18 protein-coding genes are annotated in these 22,679 nt (G+C 55.4%); 8 read left to right on the forward strand and 10 right to left on the reverse strand.

The genetic code is table 11. From position 1 onward, the window contains the following. Positions 1 to 17 precede the first annotated feature (17 nt). The 4 genes from ACTZWV_RS00770 to ACTZWV_RS00785 all read left to right on the forward strand — a co-directional run bounded on the left by ACTZWV_RS00770 (position 18) and on the right by ACTZWV_RS00785 (position 2,728). Positions 18 to 740 carry a diguanylate cyclase domain-containing protein gene (locus ACTZWV_RS00770; RefSeq protein WP_444784698.1) on the forward strand — a complete coding sequence of 241 codons (723 nt, stop codon included), beginning with the start codon at positions 18 to 20 and terminating at the stop codon, positions 738 to 740. 127 nt (positions 741 to 867) lie between these two features. Then, positions 868 to 1,287, forward strand: coding sequence for a DUF4398 domain-containing protein (locus tag ACTZWV_RS00775; RefSeq protein WP_444784699.1), 420 nt, complete (start codon positions 868 to 870; stop codon positions 1,285 to 1,287). Next, on the forward strand, positions 1,284 to 2,246 hold the full coding sequence (locus ACTZWV_RS00780; RefSeq protein ID WP_444784700.1) for an OmpA family protein: 963 nt from the start codon (positions 1,284 to 1,286) through the stop codon (positions 2,244 to 2,246). The genes ACTZWV_RS00775 and ACTZWV_RS00780 overlap by 4 nt, the downstream gene beginning before the upstream one ends. Positions 2,247 to 2,353: 107 nt before the next feature. Next, positions 2,354 to 2,728, forward strand: a complete 375-nt coding sequence (locus ACTZWV_RS00785; RefSeq protein ID WP_444784701.1) for a hypothetical protein — start codon at positions 2,354 to 2,356, stop codon at positions 2,726 to 2,728. A 78-nt stretch (positions 2,729 to 2,806) separates the two neighbouring features. Here ACTZWV_RS00785 and ACTZWV_RS00790 read toward each other — a convergent pair whose 3' ends face one another. The 4 genes from ACTZWV_RS00790 to ACTZWV_RS00805 all read right to left on the reverse strand — a co-directional run bounded on the left by ACTZWV_RS00790 (position 2,807) and on the right by ACTZWV_RS00805 (position 13,861). Continuing rightward, positions 2,807 to 3,565: a Crp/Fnr family transcriptional regulator gene (locus tag ACTZWV_RS00790; protein ID WP_444784702.1), complete on the reverse strand. Its 759-nt coding sequence runs from the start codon at positions 3,563 to 3,565 to the stop codon at positions 2,807 to 2,809. A 123-nt stretch (positions 3,566 to 3,688) separates the two neighbouring features. Next, positions 3,689 to 12,571 carry a GH36-type glycosyl hydrolase domain-containing protein gene (locus tag ACTZWV_RS00795; RefSeq protein WP_444784703.1) on the reverse strand — a complete coding sequence of 2,961 codons (8,883 nt, stop codon included), beginning with the start codon at positions 12,569 to 12,571 and terminating at the stop codon, positions 3,689 to 3,691. Positions 12,572 to 12,679: 108 nt separating this feature from the next. Then, entirely contained in the window at positions 12,680 to 13,459 is a 780-nt protein-coding gene (locus ACTZWV_RS00800) for a Crp/Fnr family transcriptional regulator (protein WP_444784704.1), read from the reverse strand. 90 nt (positions 13,460 to 13,549) lie between these two features. Beyond that, positions 13,550 to 13,861 (reverse strand): BON domain-containing protein, encoded by a 312-nt coding sequence (locus ACTZWV_RS00805; RefSeq protein ID WP_444784705.1) that lies wholly within the window; start codon positions 13,859 to 13,861, stop codon positions 13,550 to 13,552. Positions 13,862 to 14,064: 203 nt separating this feature from the next. Here ACTZWV_RS00805 and ACTZWV_RS00810 point away from each other — a divergent pair, with 203 nt between their 5' ends. Then, positions 14,065 to 14,211 carry a lmo0937 family membrane protein gene (locus ACTZWV_RS00810; protein ID WP_305551861.1) on the forward strand — a complete coding sequence of 49 codons (147 nt, stop codon included), beginning with the start codon at positions 14,065 to 14,067 and terminating at the stop codon, positions 14,209 to 14,211. 14 nt (positions 14,212 to 14,225) lie between these two features. Further along, entirely contained in the window at positions 14,226 to 14,885 is a 660-nt protein-coding gene (locus ACTZWV_RS00815; RefSeq protein ID WP_444784706.1) for a GGDEF domain-containing protein, read from the forward strand. A 21-nt stretch (positions 14,886 to 14,906) separates the two neighbouring features. Here ACTZWV_RS00815 and ACTZWV_RS00820 read toward each other — a convergent pair whose 3' ends face one another. Further along, a complete protein-coding gene (locus ACTZWV_RS00820; RefSeq protein WP_444784707.1) occupies positions 14,907 to 15,155 on the reverse strand; it encodes a GNAT family N-acetyltransferase in 249 nt (82 codons plus the stop codon). Next, the gene (locus tag ACTZWV_RS00825; protein ID WP_305551864.1) at positions 15,152 to 15,418 is read right to left on the reverse strand and encodes a hypothetical protein; all 267 of its coding nucleotides are present in this window, start codon (positions 15,416 to 15,418) and stop codon (positions 15,152 to 15,154) included. Before ACTZWV_RS00825 ends, ACTZWV_RS00820 begins: the two co-directional genes overlap by 4 nt. Positions 15,419 to 15,570: 152 nt before the next feature. Between ACTZWV_RS00825 and ACTZWV_RS00830 the strand changes: the two genes are divergently transcribed. Then, the gene (locus ACTZWV_RS00830) at positions 15,571 to 16,809 is read left to right on the forward strand and encodes an NRAMP family divalent metal transporter (RefSeq protein ID WP_444784708.1); all 1,239 of its coding nucleotides are present in this window, start codon (positions 15,571 to 15,573) and stop codon (positions 16,807 to 16,809) included. Between the two features lie 131 nt (positions 16,810 to 16,940). On the opposite strand, the gene ilvN is transcribed toward ACTZWV_RS00830, so the two are convergent. Both ilvN and ACTZWV_RS00840 read right to left on the reverse strand, forming a co-directional pair. Beyond that, complete coding sequence (gene ilvN, locus ACTZWV_RS00835; RefSeq protein WP_444784709.1) at positions 16,941 to 17,432, reverse strand: acetolactate synthase small subunit; 492 nt, start codon at positions 17,430 to 17,432, stop codon at positions 16,941 to 16,943. A gap of 1 nt (position 17,433) precedes the next feature. Continuing rightward, positions 17,434 to 19,203, reverse strand: a complete 1,770-nt coding sequence (locus tag ACTZWV_RS00840; protein ID WP_444784710.1) for an acetolactate synthase 3 large subunit — start codon at positions 19,201 to 19,203, stop codon at positions 17,434 to 17,436. Between the two features lie 354 nt (positions 19,204 to 19,557). Here ACTZWV_RS00840 and ACTZWV_RS00845 point away from each other — a divergent pair, with 354 nt between their 5' ends. Then, positions 19,558 to 20,403 carry a co-chaperone YbbN gene (locus ACTZWV_RS00845; RefSeq protein ID WP_444784711.1) on the forward strand — a complete coding sequence of 282 codons (846 nt, stop codon included), beginning with the start codon at positions 19,558 to 19,560 and terminating at the stop codon, positions 20,401 to 20,403. A gap of 25 nt (positions 20,404 to 20,428) precedes the next feature. Here ACTZWV_RS00845 and ACTZWV_RS00850 read toward each other — a convergent pair whose 3' ends face one another. Both ACTZWV_RS00850 and ACTZWV_RS00855 read right to left on the reverse strand, forming a co-directional pair. Then, positions 20,429 to 20,815 (reverse strand): response regulator, encoded by a 387-nt coding sequence (locus ACTZWV_RS00850; protein ID WP_444784712.1) that lies wholly within the window; start codon positions 20,813 to 20,815, stop codon positions 20,429 to 20,431. Continuing rightward, positions 20,812 to 22,671 (reverse strand): ATP-binding protein, encoded by a 1,860-nt coding sequence (locus tag ACTZWV_RS00855; protein ID WP_444784713.1) that lies wholly within the window; start codon positions 22,669 to 22,671, stop codon positions 20,812 to 20,814. The genes ACTZWV_RS00850 and ACTZWV_RS00855 overlap by 4 nt, the downstream gene beginning before the upstream one ends. Positions 22,672 to 22,679 lie beyond the last annotated feature (8 nt).

Below are 22,679 nucleotides of genomic sequence, written 5' to 3' on the forward strand. Positions count from 1 at the left end.
AAAGGACGGAGGCTGTTATGAATGAACCTCAGCATACTAATCCGCATATAATGCGCCATAGCGTATTGCAATTGCATTTTGATGCGCTGAGCTTCGAAATGGTGCGCATGCGCTGCGAAGTACTGTTGCAACAGAATATCTGGAACGAGCAACAACAAAAATTACTGCGCGATAACCAATTGTTATCTGTCGCGCTGTTGCAGGCCGGAGCCATGAATGTCAATACCAGTGCTCAACTGCAGCAGCTGACGCTGAGTAGCCAATGCGACACGCTGACGCAAACCCTCAACCGCAGCATTATGCTGGACCGCATTAGCCAGGCTATCAGTATGGCAACACGCCAACACAGCCGTTTTGCTGTGCTGTTTATTGATCTAGATAAGTTTAAGCCGGTAAATGACCACTATGGCCATGCCGCCGGTGATGCTGTGCTGCAACAAGTCAGTGCGCGTTTAACCGCTGCGATACGTGACAGCGATGCGGTTAGCCGCCATGGTGGTGATGAATTTCTGCTGCTGCTTAACAATATTAAGCACGGCCGCGATGCCGCGCTGTTTGCCGGCAAATTAGTGCAGCTGCTGGCACAGCCGTATCAGCTGGCGCAGGGTACGGTATCGTTGTCAGCCAGCATTGGCATTGCACAGTACCCCTTTGATGCCGACAATGCTCAGGCTCTGATCAGCTATGCCGATGCTGCTATGTATCGGGTAAAGCAACAAGGTGGTGCCGGCGCGCGGTAGGCCGTCCGGCTTTCGTTGCTGAAATTCCGGCCGCTATGCGCGCCAGCGCACTGATAACCCGGCAGTACTGCGTCATAGTAGCGCAGGGCGCACCTTTGCTGCAGCCCGGTACCAGCAGGAGTTTCAGATGAATATTTCCATCAATCAAACCAAAATACTGCCTTTTACCAGGCTGCAACAGCGCGCTGTGCTGCTGTTGAGCTCAGTAGTGTTACTGGCCGCCTGCGCCGCTGCGCCCGGGGCACCAACAGCTGAATTGCTGGCCGCGGAGCGGGCTATTGCCAACGCAGAACGGGCTCAGGTGATCCGCTATACCAGCATTGAACTGAACGCCGCCCGCAACGAGTTGACTGCCGCCCGCAGTGCCGTTACGGCGGAAAATATGCCGCAAGCACAGCGGTTAGCCTTGCAGGCTCAGCTCAGTGCTGAATTAGCATTAGCGCGGGCTGAACTGCTTAAAGCGCAAGCGGTAAATCAGGACATGCAGCAAAGCATTGATGCCTTGCAGCAGGAAGCGCAGCGCAACCTGTCAGGAGTAAAACCATGAAAGCACCCACATACTTCACGAAAAACCTGCTGGGCCTGAGTCTGGCCACGGCGTTACTGGCCGGCTGTGCGGCCGCACCGAAAAGTCCCGATGGCGCCGCCAATGTGCGCATGCAACTGACACAGCTGCAGGCCGATCAACAACTGGCTATGTTAGCACCACTGGCGATTAAAGATGCTGAACAGGCGGTCCGGCTGGCCGAGCAACCGGAGAAAAACACCGCGCTGGCGGCGCACCGCGTGGTGATGGCTGAGCGCAAAGTTAATATGGCCGGCACTCAGGCGCAAACCCGGCAGTTGGAATTACAACGTGATGCGCTGAGCCAAAAACGCGATGATGTGCGGTTAAACGCCCGTACCCGCGAGGCTGCCAGTGCCCGGGCCGACGCCAGTAGTGCCCGCAGTGACGCGGAATTTGCGCGGTCTCAGGCCAGTAGCGCCAGAGCCGATGCCAGCAGTGCACGGCTGGCAGAAAGTGCCGCGGCGGGCCGTGAAAACGCCGCCTTATCTGCGGCTGCCAGCGCACGGCAACAAGCTGCCACGTCGGCGGCTACCGCAACTGACTTACGGGCACAAATAGCCGAGCTGAATGCCAGGCCCACCGATCGCGGTTTGGTTGTTACCCTGGGTGATGTGCTGTTTGACACCGGCAAAGCCAACCTGAAAAACGGCAGCAGTAATCATCTGGATAAACTGGCAGTGTTTTTAAATGCCTATCCTGAGCGCAGCGCGCAAATTGAAGGCCATACCGATGATGTCGGCTCTGACGCGGCCAATATGCTGTTGTCGCAACGCCGTGCTGATACGGTAAAAGCATTTCTGGTGGCGCAGGGTGTAGCGGGTAGCCGGCTGGACGCGTCCGGCAAAGGCGAAACGACACCACTGGCCAGCAATACTATGCCGGACGGGCGTCAGCAAAACCGCCGGGTGGAAGTGATAATTGCCAATCCGGAAAAGTAACTATTCGCGGCTAAGCGCGCTGGCGCACCGATTAACGCCGCAACGGCAGGTATGCTGGAGATAAGACAACTGCAATCCGGCGGTTGTCACTTATCAGCGGATTAATTATGGACAAGCCAATAGACACAAATACGGCCAATAACGCCTTTAACCGTGGCGTGGACGTTGCGTCCACTACTATGCACAACGCCATTAACAGCGCGTCTGATGCCGCCTCTCCGGCACTGAAACAGATGGCAAGCAGCGCTCACAGCTCGGTGGATAAAATGGCCAATGGTGCCCACCATGCAGCGGAGGCCATCTCGACAAAGGGGGCACAACTGCATCAGCTGCAACAGCAGTTAGCCGGCGACACCCGCACGCAAGTACGCAGCCATCCACTGTTAGCGATTGGTATCGCATTGGCCGGTGGTGCGTTATTTAGCTGGTGGTTAAGTCGTCGCACTGTGCAGCGTGATGCATCCGGCCGTGACGCCGGCTAAGCTTACCGAAACACCCGCAGCTGCGGGTGTTTTTTTGCCCCGCTGCCGGGCTCCTGCTGCTACACTCCTGCTGCTACGCTAGGGCACGCTTTGCTGCAGCAATTGTTTGATATCGTCTTCTGTGCGCGGTTGTCCCAGCACGCTGAGGTACTCATCCAGCCCGGCCTGATAACATTCGCAGGCCATATTCTGCAAAGCAGGGCGATCTAAAATACTAATCATGCCTCTGCTGTAACTGATAAATTGTTGTTGTTGCATAATGCCGGCGGCCACCGTAACGCCACTGCGGCGTACGCCGAGCATATCGGCGAGAAACTGATGCGTCAGATAAAACCGGCTGCTGTGAGCGCGATCATGGCTCATCAGCAGCCAGCGTGCCAGCCGTGGGCTTAGTTCGTGAAAGTGCGCACAGGCAGCGCTTTGCGACAGCTGGGCCAGTTGCACAAACAGGTATTGCTGCAGCACATGTTGTAACTGCGGACACTGCAACAAAAATTGCTGTAAATCGGCAACATCAATACGCCAGGCCGTACCTTTGCCTTGCACCACGGCCTGCATCGGCGCTGTGGTCATGCCCAGCGCCAGGGTTACCCCCAGCATGCCTTCGTTGCCTATCAGTCCCATCTCCAGCGGCTTGTGTCCGGCCAGTTTACTCACCAGCGAAATAAAACCACTGAGCGGGAAGTACAGATAGCGATAGCGCTGATTCGGCTCGCACAAAATATCGGCAAACTCCAGTTGCACCACATCGCAGTATTGCAACAGGATGTGGCGCTCTTTGCTGCTGAGCAACTGCAACAGATGATTGGTGATAAGTGGTACGGTTGAAACAGACATAATATGAGCCCCCGGCACTGGCGTTGCCACTATGGCGCAAGACAGGTGCCGTGCAGCCTTGAACTGTCAGCATAGTGGCCGCTCCGGGCAGCGTCTGTGCGCTAAGGCACTCATTGCCAACACTTAAGCACTGCGCTTATTCCAGCTAAGCTGATGCGGCTTGTCATCTAACGCCAGGGCTATGCAGTTGGCGCTGATAAATATTGCTGAGTCAGCCGAAACTTCGTCGCCATCCAGTGTCAATGTCGCTTGCTGCGGCACCGGGTTAGCCTGTTGGTTAATCTGCAGCGCATACTTGCTGTTGCCAATGGTTACGTTGGCGCTAAACCCCGGCCAGTGTGGCGGCAGGCAAGGCGCAAGATGAATATGGCTGCCATGCCGGGTTAAGCCCAGCAGGCTTTCTACGCCGGCGCGGTACATCCAGCCGGCGGCGCCGGTATACCAGCTCCAGCCGCCGCGGCCAATATGTGGCGCCACCGAATACACATCAGCGGCCACCACGTAAGGCTCCAGCTTATACCGGCTAACGCCGGCCGGGGTTAACGCATGGTTGAGCGGATTTAACATGCTGAATAACTGCTGCGCCTGGTCCGCCTGGCCCAGTTTAGCAAAGGCCATTACTACCCACATAGCGGCATGGCTGTACTGGCCACCGTTTTCCCGCAGCCCGGGCGGATAACCTTTAATGTAACCCGGGTTGTGTGTGCCGGTGTCAAACGGCGGGGTAAACAGCAGCAGCAACTGTTGCCGGCGTTGCACTAAGTGCTGCTCGACGGCCGCCATCGCTGTAGCGGCGCGCTGTGGGTCGGCCATACCCGACAGTACGGCCCAGGACTGGCTCAGTGAGTCAAGCTGACACTCGTCGCTGTGCTGACTGCCCAGCCAGCTGCCGTCATCATAGGTTGCGCGTTTGTACCAGTTGTCGTCCCAGCCATAGTGTTCCATGGCGCTGAGCAGCATATCGCTGTGGTGTTGCCATACGTCAGCGCGCGGGTCGCCGCGTGTTTGCGCCAGCGGGATAAAGCGGCGTAAGGTGGCAAGCAACAGCCAGCCCAGCCAGATACTTTCGCCTTTGCCGGCGCTGCCAACCTGATCCATACCGTCGTTCCAGTCACCGCTGCCAATCAGTGGTAAGCCGCGTTCACTGCTCAGGCTAATGGCCTGATCCAGGCCGCGGGCGCAATGTTCATACAAGGGCGCGGCAGCGTCGGTGGGCATGGGTTGGAAAAAGGCGTCATGTTGGCCGGGTTCTAACTGCGGGCCCTGCAAAAAGCTGACGCTCTCATCCAGTACCGCGTTGTCGCCTGAGGTATCCAGATAGCGCACACAGGCAAAGGCCAGCCAGACTCTGTCATCAGAAATGCGGCCGCGCACGCCCTGGCCGCTGTGCGGCAGCCACCAGTGCTGTACGTCGCCTTCGACAAACTGGCGCTGTGCCGCGCGCAATAAATGCGCACGGGTTAGCCCGGGTGCGGCAAAGCTCAGTGCCATTGTGTCCTGCAGTTGATCACGAAAGCCATAAGCGCCGCTGGCCTGATAAAAGGCGGCGCGGGCATAGATACGACAAGCAATGGTTTGATACAGCAGCCAGCCGTTGAGCATAATATCCATGGCGCGATCCGGGGTAGTGACCTGCACGGCCTGCAACAGCCGCTGCCAATGCTGCTGTACCTGTTGCAACTCTGCTGCTAAATCAGCCGCACGATACTGCTGCACCAGTGCCAGCGCGCCGGCTTTATCGTCGGTTTGGCCCAGCAAAAACACCAGCTCAATTTGCTCGCCGGGCGCCAGGCTAACGCTGTGCTGTAAGGCGGCGCAGGGGTCCAGTGCGGCGCCAACCGCAGCGCTGAGTTCCTGCTGTTGCACCAGCGCCTGCGGGCTTTGCGTACTGCGGTTGCGGCCGAGAAACTCTGTACGGTCGGCGGTCCAGCCCGACAACGGCGTGTTGGCGCCCAGTGCGGCAAAAGCGACCTTGCCGGCAAAAGCGGTTTGCCACGGGTTTTGTACCAGCAATACCGCAGCTTCGTGTTCAAACTCACTGATTAAATAGGGCGCACAGGCCGCGCGGTCACGGCCTAACACCCATTCGGCATAGGCGGTTACCTGCAACTGCCGGTGTTTATCTGAGGTATTGCACAGCGTCAGGCGGGAAATTTTAACCGGTTGCTGCAGCGGCACATATTGCAACAGGCTTAATTGCAGGCCCGCCGCCTGATGTTGAAACCGGCTGTAGCCAAAGCCATGGCAGGCACTGTAATGGCCGCCGTCATTTACCGGTGCGCTGGTGGCGGTAAACAGCTGGCCGCTTGCCATATCCTGCACATAGATGGCTTCGGCACAGGGGTCGGTCACCGGGTCGTTTGACCAGGGCGTCAGCTGGTTTTCACGGCTGCTTTGCGCCCAGCTGTAACCGCTGCCGCCGGCAGATACCTGAAAGCCAAACTGCGGATTGGCAATCACATTCAACCAGGGCATGGGTGTGCGCTGGTTGTCGTTTAGCAAGGTTACGTATTCGCGGCCGTTATTGGCAAAGCCGCCCAAGCCGTTAAAAAACTCCAGCTCGCTGCTGACATAAGCAATGTACTGATTATCGCTGCTGTCACTATTGCCGGTGGCACTGTTTTTAACCACGCTGTGTGTAACCACGCCGGCGTTAACCTCGCTGACAACGGCGGCAGGCTGCAAGGGGGATGCAGGGGCTGTTGTTTGCGGTAACGCCCGTGCCGGCATAGCAACCGGCAGTGGTGCCAAACGCTGTAACTGGCGTTGTAAAGTGCCGCGTCTGGCATACAGCACTACCCTGGCAATAGCGGCCAGCAAGCTGCGGCTGGCGACGCTGATTAAGTCGGCGCGCAGGGTGTAAACATTACCGCGGGTTAATTGCGGGCCATTGGCCGTTTGCGGGCCGCTCGCCGTTTGTGGCGTTGGCCGGCTGCGGCTGCTGCGTACCAGAGCCTCTATTGCTTGTTGCAAGTCCTGCACGTAAGAGCTGGCGCGCTCGTTAATAATCACCAGATCAACCGGCAGCTGTTTCAAATGCCAGTACTCGTGCGCACGCAGCAGTTGGCGTACGCTGTCGATATCTTCAATGTCGTCGATATGCAGCAGCAATACCGGCAAATCGCCGGATATACCGTGTTGCCATATACCCGACTGCAGGCCGGCACCGCGCCGGATGGCCGCCGGCGGCGAGCGAAACCGGCTGTCGTTGTGCAATAACGGCCCGGTAAGGCGCTGAAACAACGCTGCTTCAGCCACCGTGATGGCCAGATAACGCAACTGCACCTGCGCCAGCGTCCAGGCTAGGGTGGCGGCGCGTTCAAAGGCACTGTATTCGTTATGTTGGGTGATCAGTTGCAGCAGTTCGTCCCGCGAGCCGGCCAGCAATGTCCAAAATGCCACCTTCACTTGCTTGCCGGCGGCCAGGCTTACTGTCGGGCGCAAACATAAGATCGGGTCCAACACGGTACCGCTGCTGTTACTCAATGGCTGATGGCGCTGCATGGCCTGTGCCTGTTGCAGGCTGGTGCCGCTGCCGAAAAACTGCGCGCGGTCGGTTTCATATTGCAAGGCTGTGCTGCTACCGCCTTCTACCACCGCAAAATGTGCCAGCCACAGCGGTGTTTCGTGCGGGGTGCGCGGGCGCCGGGTAGCAATAATGGCACCGCATTCGCTGACAAACTCTGTTTGCACAAATAATTTGGCAAAGGCCGGGTGGGCGTTGTCAGCGGCGGCGTTGCCAAGCACCAGTTCGGCGTATGAGGTTAGCTCCAGTTCCTGCCCGCGCCGGCTATGGTTGCACAAGGTTACGCAGCGCACCTCACCGTTGTGTTCAGACGATACCACCACAGTTAGCCGCGCGCTGATCTGCTGTTGTTCGCCGAACTGCATACTGAATTCTGCCGCCTCTTCGCTAAAGGTTACTGCATGGCCGGAGGGCGGTGCGGCGGACGTTGCCGGCTGGCTGAGGGCACAAGGTTGCAGGCTGGTGGCATAAAACTGTTTACTGTTGCGCTCGCGCAGCAAAATATAGCTGCCGCAATTGTCCAGGCTGCTGTCGGCGCGCCAGCGGGTAATGGCAACACCGCGCCAGTGGCTGTAGCCGCTGCCGGCAGCGCTTAGCATTACACTGTAGTGACCGTTACTGAGAATGTGGGTGTGTGGCGCCCCGGCGGCAGCCGGGTCGGGGCTGAGCTCAATCAGCGATTCGCTGCTGCCGGCAGCAGTGGTTACCGCTTCTGCCCTGGGGTGGGCATTGAGGACATCGCGCGGTACCCGCTCCTGTAGCAACAGTTCGCAGGCGCTGATCATCGGTTCGCGGTGAAAACGGCTGCGCATCAGGCCCTGTTGCAGGGTGTTAAGCACGGCTACCAGCGTCATGCCCTGGTGGTGTGCCATAAAACTTTGTACCAACACCGGTTGGCCCGGGTCGGGTGAGCGCGATGGCGTATAATCCAGCGCTTCAAAAAAGCCGTAATCGCCCAGCGCGCCCAGTTGCTCCAGCCTGGCAAAGTTGCGACAAGCCGCCGGCGCATCGACCATGCCGGCCAGCGCTGTAGCGTACGGCGCTATAACCAGATTTTGCGCCAGGCCGCGTTTTAAGCCCAACCCCGGCACGCCAAAGTTAGAATACTGGTAGGTTAAATGCAGATCGCGGGCATTGTAGGCCGACTCAGAAATACCCCAGGGGATATTGTGCTGCCGGCCGTATTGGATTTGCCGCGCCACGATCAGCCGGTTGCTTTGCTCCAGCAGGCTGCCGGCAGCAGCGCGCATTACCAGTGACGGCATCAGGTATTCAAACATTGAACCCGACCAGGACAACAGGGCTGCCCCCTTACCCAGCGGCGTAGCGCCCCGGCCCAGGCGGAACCAGTGCTTGCTGTCGATATCGCCTTTAGCAATAGCAAACAGGCTGGCAAGGCGGGCTTCTGACGCCAGTAAGTCATAACAGCTGCTGTCAAGTTGGTTATCGGCGACGGTGTAACCAATCGACAATAAATTACGTTCGGTATTGAGTAAAAAGGCAAAGTTCATTTGCAGTGCCAGCGCGCGGCTGTCTGCTGCCAGGTTGGCAAAGCGTTGGCGCAATTGCTGCTGCGCCGCAGCGTCGGCGAGGTTATCGTGCTGATGTTGCTGCAGCGTATGCAGTAACGCCTGCAGGTAAAACTGCAGGTTGTCGCAATGCGCTTGTTCTGTTACGCCGGCCGGTTGTTGTGCGGCCGCGCTTTGGTATTCTGCGTGCGCCTCTGCGGCCAGCTGAATTAAGGCTTTATGCAATGGCGCCGGCCGGTGCGTAGCATGAAGTAATTGCGATATTTTATCCAGCTTGCTGCGCAACTGCCGGTTATGTAACAGGCTGTGGTCGCACAGTTGCAGACTAAGCTGCGCCAAGGCCAGAGTATCGTTCAGCCCCTGCAGTGCCAGTGGTGCTGATAAGTGTTGCTGCCAGTCTTCCACGCTGTTGGCCAGGGCCAACAGATGCCCGGCCAGGTTGCCGCTGTCCACCGATGATATATAGGCAGGCGCTAACGGCTGCAAAGTCTGCGTATCGTACCAGTTAAAAAAGTGGCCCTGATGGCGGCCAAGTTGGGCCAGGGTAACAAAGGTTTGCTCCAGTTTGCCGGCAGCGGCATGGCTACCCAGCCAACCGAAATCCCGCGCGGTAACGATTGACAGCAGATACATACCAATATTGGTTGGCGAGGTGCGGTGGGCAACTACCGGCTGTGGCAGTTGCTGAAAATTATCCGGCGGCAGCCAATTGTCATCACTGCTGACGAAACGCTCAAAAAAACGCCAGGTGCGGCGCGCCACCAGCCGCAGACTGTCTGCGTCAGCGCCGGACAGTGGCTGCGTTTGCCGCAGGTTAGTTGGCAGGCTAAGCCAGTACATCAGCGCCGGTGCCAGCTGCCACAGCAGCAATAATGGCAGCAGTAGCGGCAGATTATGCGGCGCCAGCCACAGCACCAGCGCGCTGCTTAGCCAGGCCAGTATTAAGCCCGGCGCCATTTGGCGGTAATAGCCGGCCAGGCTGAGCGGCCGCTTAGCGCTGTTTTGCGCCGTGGTAACCCATTGCAACAAGTGCTTACGGCTGACCAGTAAGCGCCACAAGGTAACGCTGATAGCGTGGCTCATGCGCCAGGCTTGATCGGCCAGTAAGATAAGCTGTAGCAAACTTTGGCTCAGCGTTTGGCCCAGGTCTGCCAGCAGGTTGCCATATAAGCTGCGTAGCTGAATCGCGCCGCCATGTTGCAAAATGCTGTGCCGTGGCAGCACACTGAAGCGACGCATCAGTAACACAGGTAGCAGCAACACGGCCAGTAGCAGCCAGGTGGCGTTAAGTGCTGTCGGCCAGGGCAGCAGCAGTGCTGCGGTTAAGGCGACAAAGCCGGCAGGGGCCAGCAGGGATCGGCGCAGATTATCCAGTATTTTCCAGCAGCCCAGCAATGGCAGCTTTGCCGTTGCAGCCCCGTGGCGGTTAACCGGGGCGCGATCGACTGTGGCACGGTACAGCCAGGGTAGTAACTGCCAGTCGCCGCGGGTCCAGCGGTGCTGGCGTTTTACGGCCACGTCGTAGCGGCTGGGGAAATCCTCTACTACTTCGATATCTGAAGCCAGGCCGGCGCGGGCAAAGATGCCCTCAAACAGATCATGGCTTAGCATGCTGTTGTCCGGCACTCTGCCGCTTAAGGCGGCACTGAAAGCATCTACATCGTAGATGCCTTTGCCGGTGAAGGAGCCTTCGGCAAATAAATCCTGATATAAATCCGATACTGCGCCGGCGTAAGGGTCGATACCGGCCGGGCCGGAGCTTAAGCGCAAATAGCGTGAGCCTTGCTCTGCCAGTGCCAGCGCCGGTGTGACCCGCGGCTGCAAAATACCATAGCCGGCAATAATACGTTGCTGCTGCGGGCAAAATTGCGCCTGGTTCAGCGGATGCGCCATTTTGCCAACCAGCTTAACGGCCGCATTGCGTGGCAAGCGCGTATCGGCATCCAGCGTAATAACATAGCGTACCTGCGGCGGCACAGCGTTGGATAACAGCGGATACTCTGCACTGGCGCCGGAAAAAGGGTTTGGGCCGCCGTTATTGCCAGCGGCATCCGCATTGCTGCGCAGGGCAGCGTTTAAATCACTCAGCTTACCGCGTTTGCGTTCTCTGCCCATCCAGCAGAGCTCCCCGGGGTTATAGGTGCGCTGGCGATGTAATAATAAAAAACGCGGCCCGGCCGGACCTGCGCCATAGTGCGAATTTAAGCCGGCAATACCTGCTATCGCCTGTTGCAGCAGCGCTTTGTCGGTGGGTAATTGTTGCAGCGGAGCGTCGGCAAAATCAGACAGCAAGGCCAGGCTGATATCGCCATTACCGGCGGCCAGATAGTGTTCTTCCAGCCGCTGCAGATGCTGGCGCAGTTCAGTGGCATCGCTAAGCAATACCGGCACGGCAATCAAGGTGCGCAGTTCGGGCGGAACGCCGTGTTGCAATGCCAGCGCCGGTAACACCCTGGCTGTGCTGTAACGGTTGGTCATATTTTGCAGCAGGGCGCCGGCCAACTCGCTTAGTGGTATAGCGGCCAACAACAGCAGCCAGAGCCAGCCTGCAGCGCTGACATCCAACAACGCGCCCGCTAACAGCAGTAAAGCAGCGCTAAGCAGTATAAACAGACTGATATAGCCCTTAATGCCGCGGCTGCTGATACCATGGCGCAACCGGTAGCCGGTGCTGTGTGTTATGCCCAACTGCTGCGCAAACGCCGGCCGGCCATTGCCGAGTAAATGGTAACCGCAGTCGGCTTCGCGCGCTGCCTGTACCGGATTATCGCAACCTGTGGCGGCACTATGTGCCGTCTGCAATACTGCTGTGGTAACGGTCAGTTCGCTGCATTTAGCGCGGCGTGCCAGCTGTTCAATGGCGGTGCGGTACAGGTTGCGGCTGGCAAAGTCCATTTCGCTGAAGCGGCTGCCGCCGGCCAGTTGCTGATCTACCAGGCTGACGCTTTCAAACAATTCTGTCCAGTCGATGGCAGACATCAGCCGCATGCTGGTTATAACATTACGCACGCTGACATTGGACGCGCCCAGCCGTTGTTGAGCGCGCAGTACCACATCATCAATATTATCATGCTGCGCGCTCAGTTGCCGGTTAAGCCAGCTTAACGCCGGCGTTACGCCAGGGTCCTGATCGCGCAGGCGTTTGGCCAACTGGGCGGCAAAGTTATCAGTTAAGGTGCTGCTGTAGTGAGCCACGGCATGTTGCCAGTCTGCGCCGTTCAATAAGGCATCGGCCAGTTGATCGGCCGCTGCGCGCTCGCGCAGGCCTAAGCTGATCTGGTCGGTTAACCGGCGCAGATTCTCAATCAGCACAATGCGCAGCGTAATAGCCACTGCCCACAGCTCACCAATGCTCAGCGGCTGTACTTGCTGATAAGCGCTGAGAAAACGCTGCAAAATAACCGGATCAAAATGGCTGTCGGTATGGGCGATATAAGCCCAGGCGATACCCAATACCCGCGGGTAACCACGAAAAGGGCCCCTGGCTAATTTGGGCAACTGGCGGTAATAACCCGGCGGTAAATCATCACGGATTTCACGAATTTGCTGCTCGACAATATGATAGTTATCCAGCAGCCACTCGGCGGCAGGCACTATATTGTGGCCGGCCTGCAATTCAGCGGCGCTGACGCGGTAAGCAGCCAGTAGGGTATCGGCGTTAGCGGTTAGCCGGCGCTGTAATGCCGGCCGGCAATACTGGCGTAGCTGCTGCAACAGCGTAGTATCGCTGACAACAGGTTGCGCCGTCGCCAGGCTCTGCGCATGCAGCTGCAGCCGTTCAACACTAAACAGTTCGGCGCGCACCGGCCGGGTTTGCTGCCATAATTCAGCAGAAAACCAGCTGTCGGCACCCAGGCGCAGCTTAGTCAACGGCGTTAACAAGCGGCCGGAAATAAAGCGGCAAAAAGTACGATAAGTGGTACGGAAAAATAACAACACTGAAACAGACATAGCAACCTGCAGTATGACTTAAGCGGTAGTGGCTTAGCCTATAGGGCGGTTAGTCTGTTGTCGGTGCGATGTCGTACATAAGCGGGGCCGCGGCGGGGTTCACTTTAACTAATGCGTACAAAGCTTTTTTTCACATTCCGGTTGTTGCCGGTAAGGTGGCAGTAAGCGGTCGGTTTCTGCTTTTACCACTTCATAGCATTCACAACTTAGCTGTTCCAGTTTTGGCCGGTCGGTTACGACAATATGGCCTCGGCTGTAGTTAATCACACCTTGTTTATGCAGGCGGCCGGCAGCTTCGGTGACACCTTCGCGGCGCACGCCAAGCATATTGGCAATCAGCTCCTGGGTCATCACCAGGTAGTTGTCTTTTAACCGATCCAGTGACAGTAATAACCAGCGGCATAGCTGCTGATCAATGCTGTGATGGCGGTTACATACCGCAGTTTGCGCCATTTGCGTAATTAACGCCTGGGAGTAGCGCAACATTAAATGCAGCAGCTCGCCGTGGCGGTTAAATTCGTCTTTCATGCGTTGGCCGAGTAAACGGTAAGCAAAACCGGCACTTTGTACCAGCGCACGGCTGGTGGTGCTTTCGCCGCCCATAAACAGCGCTACGCCGATCAGGCCGTCATAGCCGACAACTGAAATTTCAGCCGATGAACCGTTCTCCATCACATACAATAATGACACTATGCAATTGGTAGGAAAATACACATAACGCATCACATCGCCGGATTCATATAACACCTTACCCAGCGGCATAGCGACCAGTTCCAGGTGCGGAAACAGTCGCTGTTGTACTTCGGGTGACAGGGCATTAAGCAAGTGATTCTGCGTAGGCTGATGTAACGTAGTGGATCTGCTTTGCTGTGGTGCCGGTTGCGGCATAAGGTTATCCTTATCGTGGTATCAGATAATTATCAGTATAGTTGAACAGACTGTTAACTCTGTTCGCTACCGAACATAACGACAAAAGCCTTACTTTACCTGCATCGCATTTTTTACTGAGGTAACGCCGGTAACTTCACGTGCTACCCGCATAGCGGTATTAATATCGTCTGCTGAGCTGACAAAGCCGCTTAACTGCACTACGCCTTTAAAGGTTTCGACATTAATTTCACTTACCTTAAGTGACGCCGTATTCAAGATAGCCGCTTTTACTTTAGTGGTGATTACCGTGTCATCTATATATTCACCGGTACCTTCACGGGTGCTGGTGGCGCCGCAGCCTGCCAGTGTCAGGCCGAACAGGCCGATAAAAATCAGGGCATAAATATTACGTGCTGTCATGGTTAGATCCTCATTGGGGTTGAAGTTCAAGCTTAAGGCAGCGCGGCCGGCAGTTCTGTGCGTCAGCGCACGGAGTTGCAGTTTCGCGACACTAAGCTGCTTGCTCAGGTATTTTTTTAATCTGTTGTGTTGTGTAGCGCACATACAACAGTGCAACCCTGTCGCATAGTTAATTCCCTTATACCGTTAACAGGTAGAACCTTATGTTGGAAACCATCATTGTACTGCTGATTATTCTATGGGCGCTTGGGCTGGTGTCTTCTTACACCATGGGCGGCTTTATTCATATATTGCTGATTATTGCGCTGGTGATAGTGGCCGTGCGGTTAATTCGTGGCCGGCGGATCTAAGCGGGAGAGCGGATATGCAGAGTAAAGCCGGGGCGATCAGTCATATTCATTGCATGCTGCCGCAGCAGCCAAAGATACTCAGGCCGCCGCGGCGCAGCTATGCCGAGTTGCAGCAGGCGTTGCAACGGGCAGAAAGCATAACCGAACGCACCTTGTGTGAACTGCTGGCGCTGCGGCAAAGCCAGCAGTCGGGCAATGATACGGATACGTCAGACACACTGCAGGCAGAGCAACTGCTGCGCTTTATGCTGAAGCAGGCCAAGCGTTACAACAACGGCTTTGCTGTGCTGTTTGTGCAATTGGACCATTATAAGCCGATCCGCGACAATTATGGCGTGCAGCTTGCTAAACAGGTGAGTGACCTGACGTTGGCGCGGCTGATCGCAGTAGTACGTGATTGTGACAGTGTGTGCCGGCAAGCCGATGATGCGTTTTTGCTGCTGATAAGCGATGTAACACGTATTTATGATGCAGTATTGGTGGCAGAAAAGGTGATACAAAAACTGGCATTATTAAACGGGCTGGTTCAGGAGCAACTGGCACTGTCGGTCAGTATCGGTATCAGCCGCTATCCGGAAGATGGCACTGAAGCGGCCTTATTAATTGAAAGAGCAGCCGCAGCCTTACTGCATGCGCAAAGCTGTGGCGGCAATCAGTTTTCGTTGCTGCGTTAGCGGACACAATACCTGACATCATTAACGTAAAAACTTCTGCACATAAGAGCAACTGGCACTAAGCTGGTACTGCTCTGTTTTGGCCCACGCCAAACCGTGGCGTACCAGTTTTTCTGCCAGGCCTTTGCCGCGAAACGCCGGTGGTACAAAGGTATGGTGAAAATTAATGCTGTTGCCGCTCAGGCTGTAATCCAGCACGGCCTCTGCGCCATCTAATTGCAGCACAAAGCGTTGCTGCTCAGCCTGATGTTGGATCAGCGGCGTTGTCATACGTCATCCTCCAGCCAGGGCGTTTGCGGCAGCTGTGCTAAATGCGCGGCATAACGGTCTAAATTAAAGCTCTGCTGATGTTCAATTACATCCACCATTTCCGGTGCCAGCGCACAAGCTATCAGCTCTATGGCGTCTTCACGGCTATGGCCGGTCATGCGCAGCCGCAATAAGGTTTCGGTAACTTGTTTCGGGTAATTGTCAGCCAGTTGGTTCTCTACCACTTCAAATAACATGGCCTGGTCGAGCAGGTCGTCGCTCATAAATGCCTCAGTGTTGCAATGCCGTAGCGCCAGTATGAAAGAATTGCCGTCGCTTGCCAATCGTCCGCAGAAAATAGCTTACGCCAATAGTATTTAACCGGCGCTTTGGCTAAGCTGGAGCACAGTAAAAATAACCATACAGAACAATAACTATGCAACAACACATTAGCCTTTGGCGTGGCCGCCTGCAGGCACTTGGCCCCGGGGTGTTAATGGCAACGGCCGCTATCGGCGGCTCGCATCTGGTGGCGTCAACGCAGGCCGGTGCCTTATTTGGCTGGCAGCTGGCCTGGCTGATCTTGTTGGTCAATGTGCTGAAGTATCCGTTTTTCCGCTTTGGTGTGGAATACACCCTGACGCGTAAAGAAAGCCTGCTGGCCGGTTATCAGCGCAAGGGCCGCGGTTATTTTTACAGCTTTATTGTGCTGAATATTATTGCTGCTGTGGTTAACACCGCTGGGGTGTTATTGCTGACCGCCAGTTTGCTGCAGTATGCGTTGCCCGGGCAGTTATCACTTACTTTGCTGTGTTGGCTTATCCTGGCGGCTTGCTTGCTGATCTTGCTGCTGGGCCACTATAAAGCGCTGGATAATGTTGCCAAACTGATCATGCTGTTGCTGACCATTACCACGGTAGTTGCGGCTGTTATTGCCTGGTACAACGGCGCTCAGGCACCGACCGGTTATGTTGGCCCATCGCCCTGGACCCTGGCCGGTTTAGGCTTCTTGGTGGCATTAATGGGCTGGATGCCGGCACCGATAGAAATCTCTGCCATCAGCTCGCTGTGGCTCAAGGCCAAGCAGCGCCATACCCATATTACCCGCGCCCAGGGCCTGTTCGATTTTAACCTCGGCTATTGGCTTACTGCCGCCTTAGCGCTGGTGTTTTTATCCTTGGGCGCTCTGGTGCAATACGGCAGCGAGCAGCCAATAGCCCTGGCCGGCAGCGCCTTTGCCCAGCAGCTGATGACAATGTATGCCAGCACTATCGGTGATTGGGCCAGGCCTTTGGTGGCGTTAATTGCGTTTTTATGTATGTTTGGCACTACCATTACTGTGCTGGACGGCTATGCCCGCACCTTACATGCGTCGTTTGAACAACTGGGCTGGATTAAACATAAATCGGCGTTGAACTACTGGCTGCTGGCACAGGCCGGCTGCGCTATGGCGCTGATTTTATTTTTTAAAGCCGCACTATCGCCGATGTTAACCTTTGCCATGACACTGGCGTTTTTAACCACCCCGGTATTTGCCTGGTTAAATTACAGCCTGATGCGCGGTGACGGCGCCATAGTGCTCAGCACGCCGCTGAAATTACTGAGCTGGCTTGGCCTGGCGTACCTGATTGGTTTTGCCTTGTTGTTTCTGGCCTGGTTTAGCGGGATGGTTTGATCAAAGAACAGGGCTGGAAACTCATCCCGGTCGTCACAGAGTGTCTGAGCGCACGCGTACGCGTGAGCGAGTTGCTGTGGCGAGCCGGGGGGAGTATTGCAGCCCGGTTTATTACAACTAAAGCTGTGTTTTTACAGCGCCAGGGTTTTCTCACCACGGGCAATGCCGGAGGCGCCGCTGCGCACCACTTCCATTATCGGTGTGCTGCCAAGCGCCTGAATAAAGGCATCCAGTTTGTCGCTGGTGCCCACCAATTGAATGGTGTAAGTCGCTGGAGTAACGTCGATAATCTGACCACGGAAAATGTCGGCGCAGCGTTTTACCTCTTCGCGCTGATTACCACTGGCTTTTACTTTTACCAGCATTAGCTCGCGCTCAATGTGCGCCGCTTCACTGATATCCGACACCTTAACCACTTCAATCAGCTTATGCAGCTGCTTGCTGATTTGCTCAATCACCTGATCATTACCATGGGTAACCAGGGTTAAACGCGATAAGGTCGCATCGTCCGTCGGCGCTACGTTGAGGGAGTCGATGTTATAGCCACGCTGGGCAAACAGGCCAACTAAACGCGCTAAAGCGCCGGATTCGTTTTCCAGCAGAACAGAAATAATATGCCGCATGTTAAGTCCTCTCTGTCTTGCTTAAAAACATATCGTTCATGGCACCGCCCGGCACCTGCATCGGGTAGACGTGCTCTTTCGGGTCGATATGAATATCTAAAAACACCAGCTGATCTTTCAGCGCAAAGGCGCGCTCCAGTGCCGGTTGCAGCTCTTCCGGTGTGGTCACGCGGATACCGACATGGCCATAGGCCTCGGCCAGTTTGACAAAGTCGGGCAGGGAATCCATATAGGAGCTGGCATAGCGCGACTCGTAGTTCATATCCTGCCACTGCTTAACCATGCCTAAATAGCCGTTATTCAGGTTAATAATTTTTACGCCCAAGCCATATTGTTTGCAGGTGGACAGCTCCTGAATATTCATCTGAATAGAGCCTTCCCCGGTCACGCACACCACATCGGCGTCAGGGTAGTTCAGCTTTACGCCCATCGCTGCCGGCAGGCCAAAGCCCATGGTGCCAAGGCCACCGGAGTTGATCCAGCGGTTGGGTTTGTTAAACGGATAATACTGGGCGGCAAACATCTGGTGCTGGCCAACATCGCTGCAGACATAAGCCTCACCTTTGGTGATTTTGCTTACCTGTTCAATCACATACTGCGGCTTTAACAGCGCTGTAGTGGTGTCGTAACGGCCGCCGTGCACAGCGCGCCACTGCTCTATCTGCTGCCACCACTGTGCCAGTGCTGCGCTGTCCAACTTTTTCTTTTTCTGTTTCAGTAACGCCAGCATATCGCTTAGCACCGGCTTAACCAGGCCAACAATCGGGATATGCGCGTTTACCGTTTTACTGATGCTGGCCGGGTCGATATCTATATGGATAATAGTCGCGTCGGGGCAGAACTTTCTGGTGTTATTAGTTACCCGATCGTCAAACCTGGCACCCACTGCCAGGATCACATCGGCGTGGTGCATAGTTTGGTTGGCCTCATAGCTGCCGTGCATACCCAGCATGCCGATAAACTGCTTATCTCCGGCGGGGTAAGCGCCCAGGCCCATCAGTGTATTGGTTACCGGCAGGTTCAGCAGCTGCGCCAGTTCGGTTAGTTCATTGGACGCGCTGCCCATAATTACCCCGCCGCCGGCGTATAAAATGGGCTTTTTTGCGCCGAGTAATGCTGTAACGGCTTTTTTAATCTGGCCGCTGTGGCCCTGCTGTTTCGGCTGATAGGAGCGCAGGTTAATTTCAGTAGGGTAATGGTACGGGAACTTCTGGTTTGGCATGGTCATATCTTTAGGGATATCCAGCACCACCGGGCCCGGCCGGCCGCTTTGCGCGATATGAAAGGCTTTTTTGATTAAATACGGAATATCTTCGGGGCGGCGCACAGACATATTGTGCTTACAAATTGGCCGCGAGATGCCGAGCATATCGGTTTCCTGAAACGCATCGCCGCCAATTAAGTGGCTCATTACCTGGCCGGTTAATACCACCATCGGGATTGAATCCATATAGGCGGTGGCAATGCCGGTAACCGCGTTAGTGGCGCCGGGGCCGGAGGTTACCAGCACTACCCCAGCCTTGCCGCTGGCGCGGGCATAAGCATCAGCCATATGGGTGGCGGCCTGCTCATGGCGCACCAACACATGCTTAACTTTATTTTGCTGAAACAGGGCGTCGTAGATATGCAGTACAGCGCCGCCCGGGTAACCGTACAGGTATTCCACACCTTCATCGGCAAGGGCGCGGATTACCATGGCGGCACCGGACAACATTTCTGTGCTGCGGTTTTGCTCGGCTGACTTATCGTCTGGCTGGGTCTGGCTGGTCATTTTTTGTGTCTCATAGTTTGCTGTGGCAAATAAAACAGGTCACGGCTTTGCAGGCAAAGTCGCGGCTTAATGTCACTAAAAGCGGCCTTACGGCAGCTTTATACTGTTTGCTACGTGGACGGGTTAAACAGGCAAGGCTGTAAAACTCAAACTATGGCGCTATGGTTATTCGCTGCTGTGCAGTCATTTTTTTATGCGCAGAGTTAATTTACGTGATAGACGGCCGGATGTCGATGCTTTTTCCGCTGAATTTGCTGCTTTTGTCAGCATTCACAAGGCTTGCAAAGCTATGGCAGTGCCCACATAGTAGTAGCTGACAGATTTTGATTACCCCAGCAAAGGATTTACCTTTTTATGCAACACGCTATCGTTGATGTGTCACTGAATAATGCCCGCGAGGTGCTGGATGCCTCGATGCAAAAACTGGTGCTGTTCCAGTTCTGGTCGGCGCGCAGCGAAGGCTGCAAACAACTAAGCCCACTGCTGGAGCGTATCGTGCAGCAGTATCCGCAACAACTGCTGTTGGCGCGGGTCGATTGCGACAAAGAGCCGGACCTGGCGATGCAGTTTGGTGTGCAGTCGCTGCCAACGGTAATGCTGATTAAACAAGGCCGGCCGGTAGATGGTTTTGCCGGGGTAGAAACCGAGCAGGCCATTCGTGACAAGCTGGCACCGTATTTACCTAAACCGGAAGATGAATTACTGGCGCAGGCCGAACAATTGCTGGCCGCGCAGGACTATGCCGGCGCTTATCCGCTGCTAAAAGACGCGCTGACATTAGCGCCACAGCGCACAGAAATAAAACTCTGGCTGGCCGACGCCGCTGTCAGTTTAGGCCAGTTACCCCAGGCCGAAGCGCTGTTGGGCGAGATAAAACTGGCGGAGCAGGATGCGCTGTACAAAACGGTACTGGCGAAACTGCAGTTGGCCAAAGAAGCGGCAGATACGCCGGAAATTAAAGCGTTAGAAGCGGCCCTGGCGGCAGAGCCGGCCAATAACGAGTTAAAAGAAAAACTGGCATTGCAGTATCAGGCAGTACAGCGCAGCGAAGATGCGCTGGCGCTGTTACTGGGTATTTTGCAGCAGGATTTAAACTACGGCAGTAGCAAGAAGTTGTATCTGGATATTCTGGCGGCCTTGCCCAAAGGCGACAGTGTCGCCAGCCAGTACCGGCGCAAATTATACAGCTTACTGTATTGATTCTACCGCGCTGAGCACGGCCGGGTTATTGCTGAAAGTCAGACCAGATCTGCCGGATTTGGTCTGACAATGTCATCGGATCGAAGGGTTTTACCACTACATCAGCGGCGCCCAGCGCTTTATAAGACGCCACTTCGTTACTTTGTACCTTGGCGGTCATAAACACGGCCGGTACCCGGCTCAGGTCATACTGCTGCTGCAATTGTTGCAAGGTAGTGGGGCCGTCCATTCCCGGCATCATTACATCAAGCAGAATCAATTGCGGTGCAAAGGTTTGGTAGTCGGTCAGCGCTTGCTGGCCGCTGCTGCAGGTATGCACGGTAAAGCCTCCTACCGCCTCCAGGGCTATTTTCGCCACCTGTTGAATGGAAGGGTCATCTTCTACATGCATAATGCGCTGTAATTCTGTCATAGCGTTAGCTCCGTGGTGTCTGCAGTACTGATCAGCGGCAATAATAAATAAAACTCTGCGCCCTTGCCGGCTTCTGAGTGAAAGCCAATTTCACCCAGCATCCGTGTCATTAATTGTTTACTGATAGCCAGCCCCAGCCCGGTACCGCCTTTGCTTTTAATATCGGAACTGTCCGCCTGGGAAAACTGATCAAAAATATACGGCTTAAAGGCTTCGCTGACACCGGGACCCCGGTCAATGACCCGCACCAGCGCCTGTTGGCCTTGTTGCTGCACCTTAATAGTTACCGCCGTATCCGCTGGTGAAAACTTGGCAGCATTGGATAACAGATTGGCCATTACCTGCTGTAATCTCATACTGTCAATATTTACCCATAAATCAGCGTCGTCAACCTGCAATTGATAGCTTACGTTGTATTGCCTGGCATAGCTTTGGTTGTCGGCTAAGGATTTTTCAATCACCGGCAGCAGCGGTTGTGGTTGAATATCAAACTGCATTTTGCCGGCAATCAGCTTATCCATATCCAACAGGTCATTAATCAGTAACTGCAATTTCAACACATTAGCTTGTGCCAGTTGCGTCATCTGCGTGGCCTGCTCCGGTAAAGCACCGAACACTTCGCCGTGCAGTAAACCAATGGCGCCGCTGATGGCGGTCAACGGCGTACGCAGTTCATGGCTAACGGTGGAAACAAATTCGTCTTTTAAGCGCTCAATTTTTTTACGCTCGGTAATGTCGCTGATAAAGCCATGCCACAGTACGCAGCCATCGCTTTGCAATTCCGGTACCGCGCGGCCGGTAACCCAGATCACTTCACCGTCACTGTAGCGTACGCGGTAATCCAGTTTCCATAACGACAGCTGCTGTGCTGACAAGGCAATACTGTCCTGCATCCGCTGCAGATCGTCGGGGTGTATCAGCGCGAACGCCGCTGCAGCACTGTGCTTTACCTGCTCCGGCGTTAAATGATAAATCTCCCGGATGCCTTCGCTGCAATACGGAAAGCAACTACTGCCATCCGGCGTCAGTTTAAACTGAAACACCATGCCCGGCAGTTGGCCGGCAATTTTTTTCAGCCGCTCGGCCGCTTCAATTTGCGCCTCCAGATAGCGCCGACGCTCAATAGTGCTGCCAATCCAACGTGCCAGAAGGCTGACAAAGTCGCGCTCCAGCTGACTGAACGGCTGAATTCTGGCGATGGCGGAGGAAAAACTGACGGTACCAAAGGGGCGACCGTCTACCTGCACTGCTGAGCCGATATAGCTTTCCAATGCAAAGGCCCTGAAACAGGGGTGAGCCGCATGGTTGCTGGTGCTCATGCGGTTTACGGCAAACACATCATCGGCAGCCAACGTCAGGCTGCAGTAAGTCTGGCCGAGGGTAAAATGGGCTTCGTCCTGCAACAAACCGGCAGGTGCGCTGTGCACCAGCACCTGATAATCTTCGTTTTTGATCCGGCTCAGGATGGCGATGGGTAGTTGCAGATAATCTGCCGCGACCTGCAATGCCTGGCGCAGCTGCTCGCGCCAATCGGGGTTGAAACTGGCGGCAATGTTGTTCAGCGTGCTAAGTGCCTGTTGGTAATTTTGGCTGTGCAAGTTGTCGCGTTGTTGTTTCAGTTCCTGAGATTGCTGTAGTTCACGCATCAGGCGCCGGGTAACGCGCTGCATCTCAGACAGCAGCAACAACAGCAGCAATTCGCTGACCAAAAAAGCCAGCGCCCATCGCTGCAGTACATCAGCAGAAGGATTAAGTTGATAGCCACGCCAACCAAGCCAGCCAAACAGTGCCAGCAGCAGTGCACTGCCAAACCAGGTGATAAAATTGCTGGTACTGCTGACGCGTTGAATTATCATAGCGGCCT

It is taken from the genome of Rheinheimera sp. NSM, assembly GCF_052380015.1.
Taxonomy (GTDB): Bacteria; Pseudomonadota; Gammaproteobacteria; order Enterobacterales; family Alteromonadaceae; genus Alishewanella.

Excerpts from the sequence above, each read along its gene's own strand:
- ACTZWV_RS00770 (WP_444784698.1), top strand. The coding sequence starts at position 18 with ATGAATGAACCTCAGCATACTAATCCGCATATAATGCGCCATAGCGTA.
- ACTZWV_RS00775 (WP_444784699.1), top strand. The coding sequence starts at position 868 with ATGAATATTTCCATCAATCAAACCAAAATACTGCCTTTTACCAGGCTG.
- ACTZWV_RS00780 (WP_444784700.1), top strand. The coding sequence starts at position 1,284 with ATGAAAGCACCCACATACTTCACGAAAAACCTGCTGGGCCTGAGTCTG.
- ACTZWV_RS00785 (WP_444784701.1), top strand. The coding sequence starts at position 2,354 with ATGGACAAGCCAATAGACACAAATACGGCCAATAACGCCTTTAACCGT.
- ACTZWV_RS00790 (WP_444784702.1), bottom strand. The coding sequence starts at position 3,565 with ATGTCTGTTTCAACCGTACCACTTATCACCAATCATCTGTTGCAGTTG.
- ACTZWV_RS00795 (WP_444784703.1), bottom strand. The coding sequence starts at position 12,571 with ATGTCTGTTTCAGTGTTGTTATTTTTCCGTACCACTTATCGTACTTTT.
- ACTZWV_RS00800 (WP_444784704.1), bottom strand. The coding sequence starts at position 13,459 with ATGCCGCAACCGGCACCACAGCAAAGCAGATCCACTACGTTACATCAG.
- ACTZWV_RS00805 (WP_444784705.1), bottom strand. The coding sequence starts at position 13,861 with ATGACAGCACGTAATATTTATGCCCTGATTTTTATCGGCCTGTTCGGC.
- ACTZWV_RS00810 (WP_305551861.1), top strand. The coding sequence starts at position 14,065 with ATGTTGGAAACCATCATTGTACTGCTGATTATTCTATGGGCGCTTGGG.
- ACTZWV_RS00815 (WP_444784706.1), top strand. The coding sequence starts at position 14,226 with ATGCAGAGTAAAGCCGGGGCGATCAGTCATATTCATTGCATGCTGCCG.
- ACTZWV_RS00820 (WP_444784707.1), bottom strand. The coding sequence starts at position 15,155 with ATGACAACGCCGCTGATCCAACATCAGGCTGAGCAGCAACGCTTTGTG.
- ACTZWV_RS00825 (WP_305551864.1), bottom strand. The coding sequence starts at position 15,418 with ATGAGCGACGACCTGCTCGACCAGGCCATGTTATTTGAAGTGGTAGAG.
- ACTZWV_RS00830 (WP_444784708.1), top strand. The coding sequence starts at position 15,571 with ATGCAACAACACATTAGCCTTTGGCGTGGCCGCCTGCAGGCACTTGGC.
- ilvN (WP_444784709.1), bottom strand. The coding sequence starts at position 17,432 with ATGCGGCATATTATTTCTGTTCTGCTGGAAAACGAATCCGGCGCTTTA.
- ACTZWV_RS00840 (WP_444784710.1), bottom strand. The coding sequence starts at position 19,203 with ATGACCAGCCAGACCCAGCCAGACGATAAGTCAGCCGAGCAAAACCGC.
- ACTZWV_RS00845 (WP_444784711.1), top strand. The coding sequence starts at position 19,558 with ATGCAACACGCTATCGTTGATGTGTCACTGAATAATGCCCGCGAGGTG.
- ACTZWV_RS00850 (WP_444784712.1), bottom strand. The coding sequence starts at position 20,815 with ATGACAGAATTACAGCGCATTATGCATGTAGAAGATGACCCTTCCATT.
- ACTZWV_RS00855 (WP_444784713.1), bottom strand. The coding sequence starts at position 22,671 with ATGATAATTCAACGCGTCAGCAGTACCAGCAATTTTATCACCTGGTTT.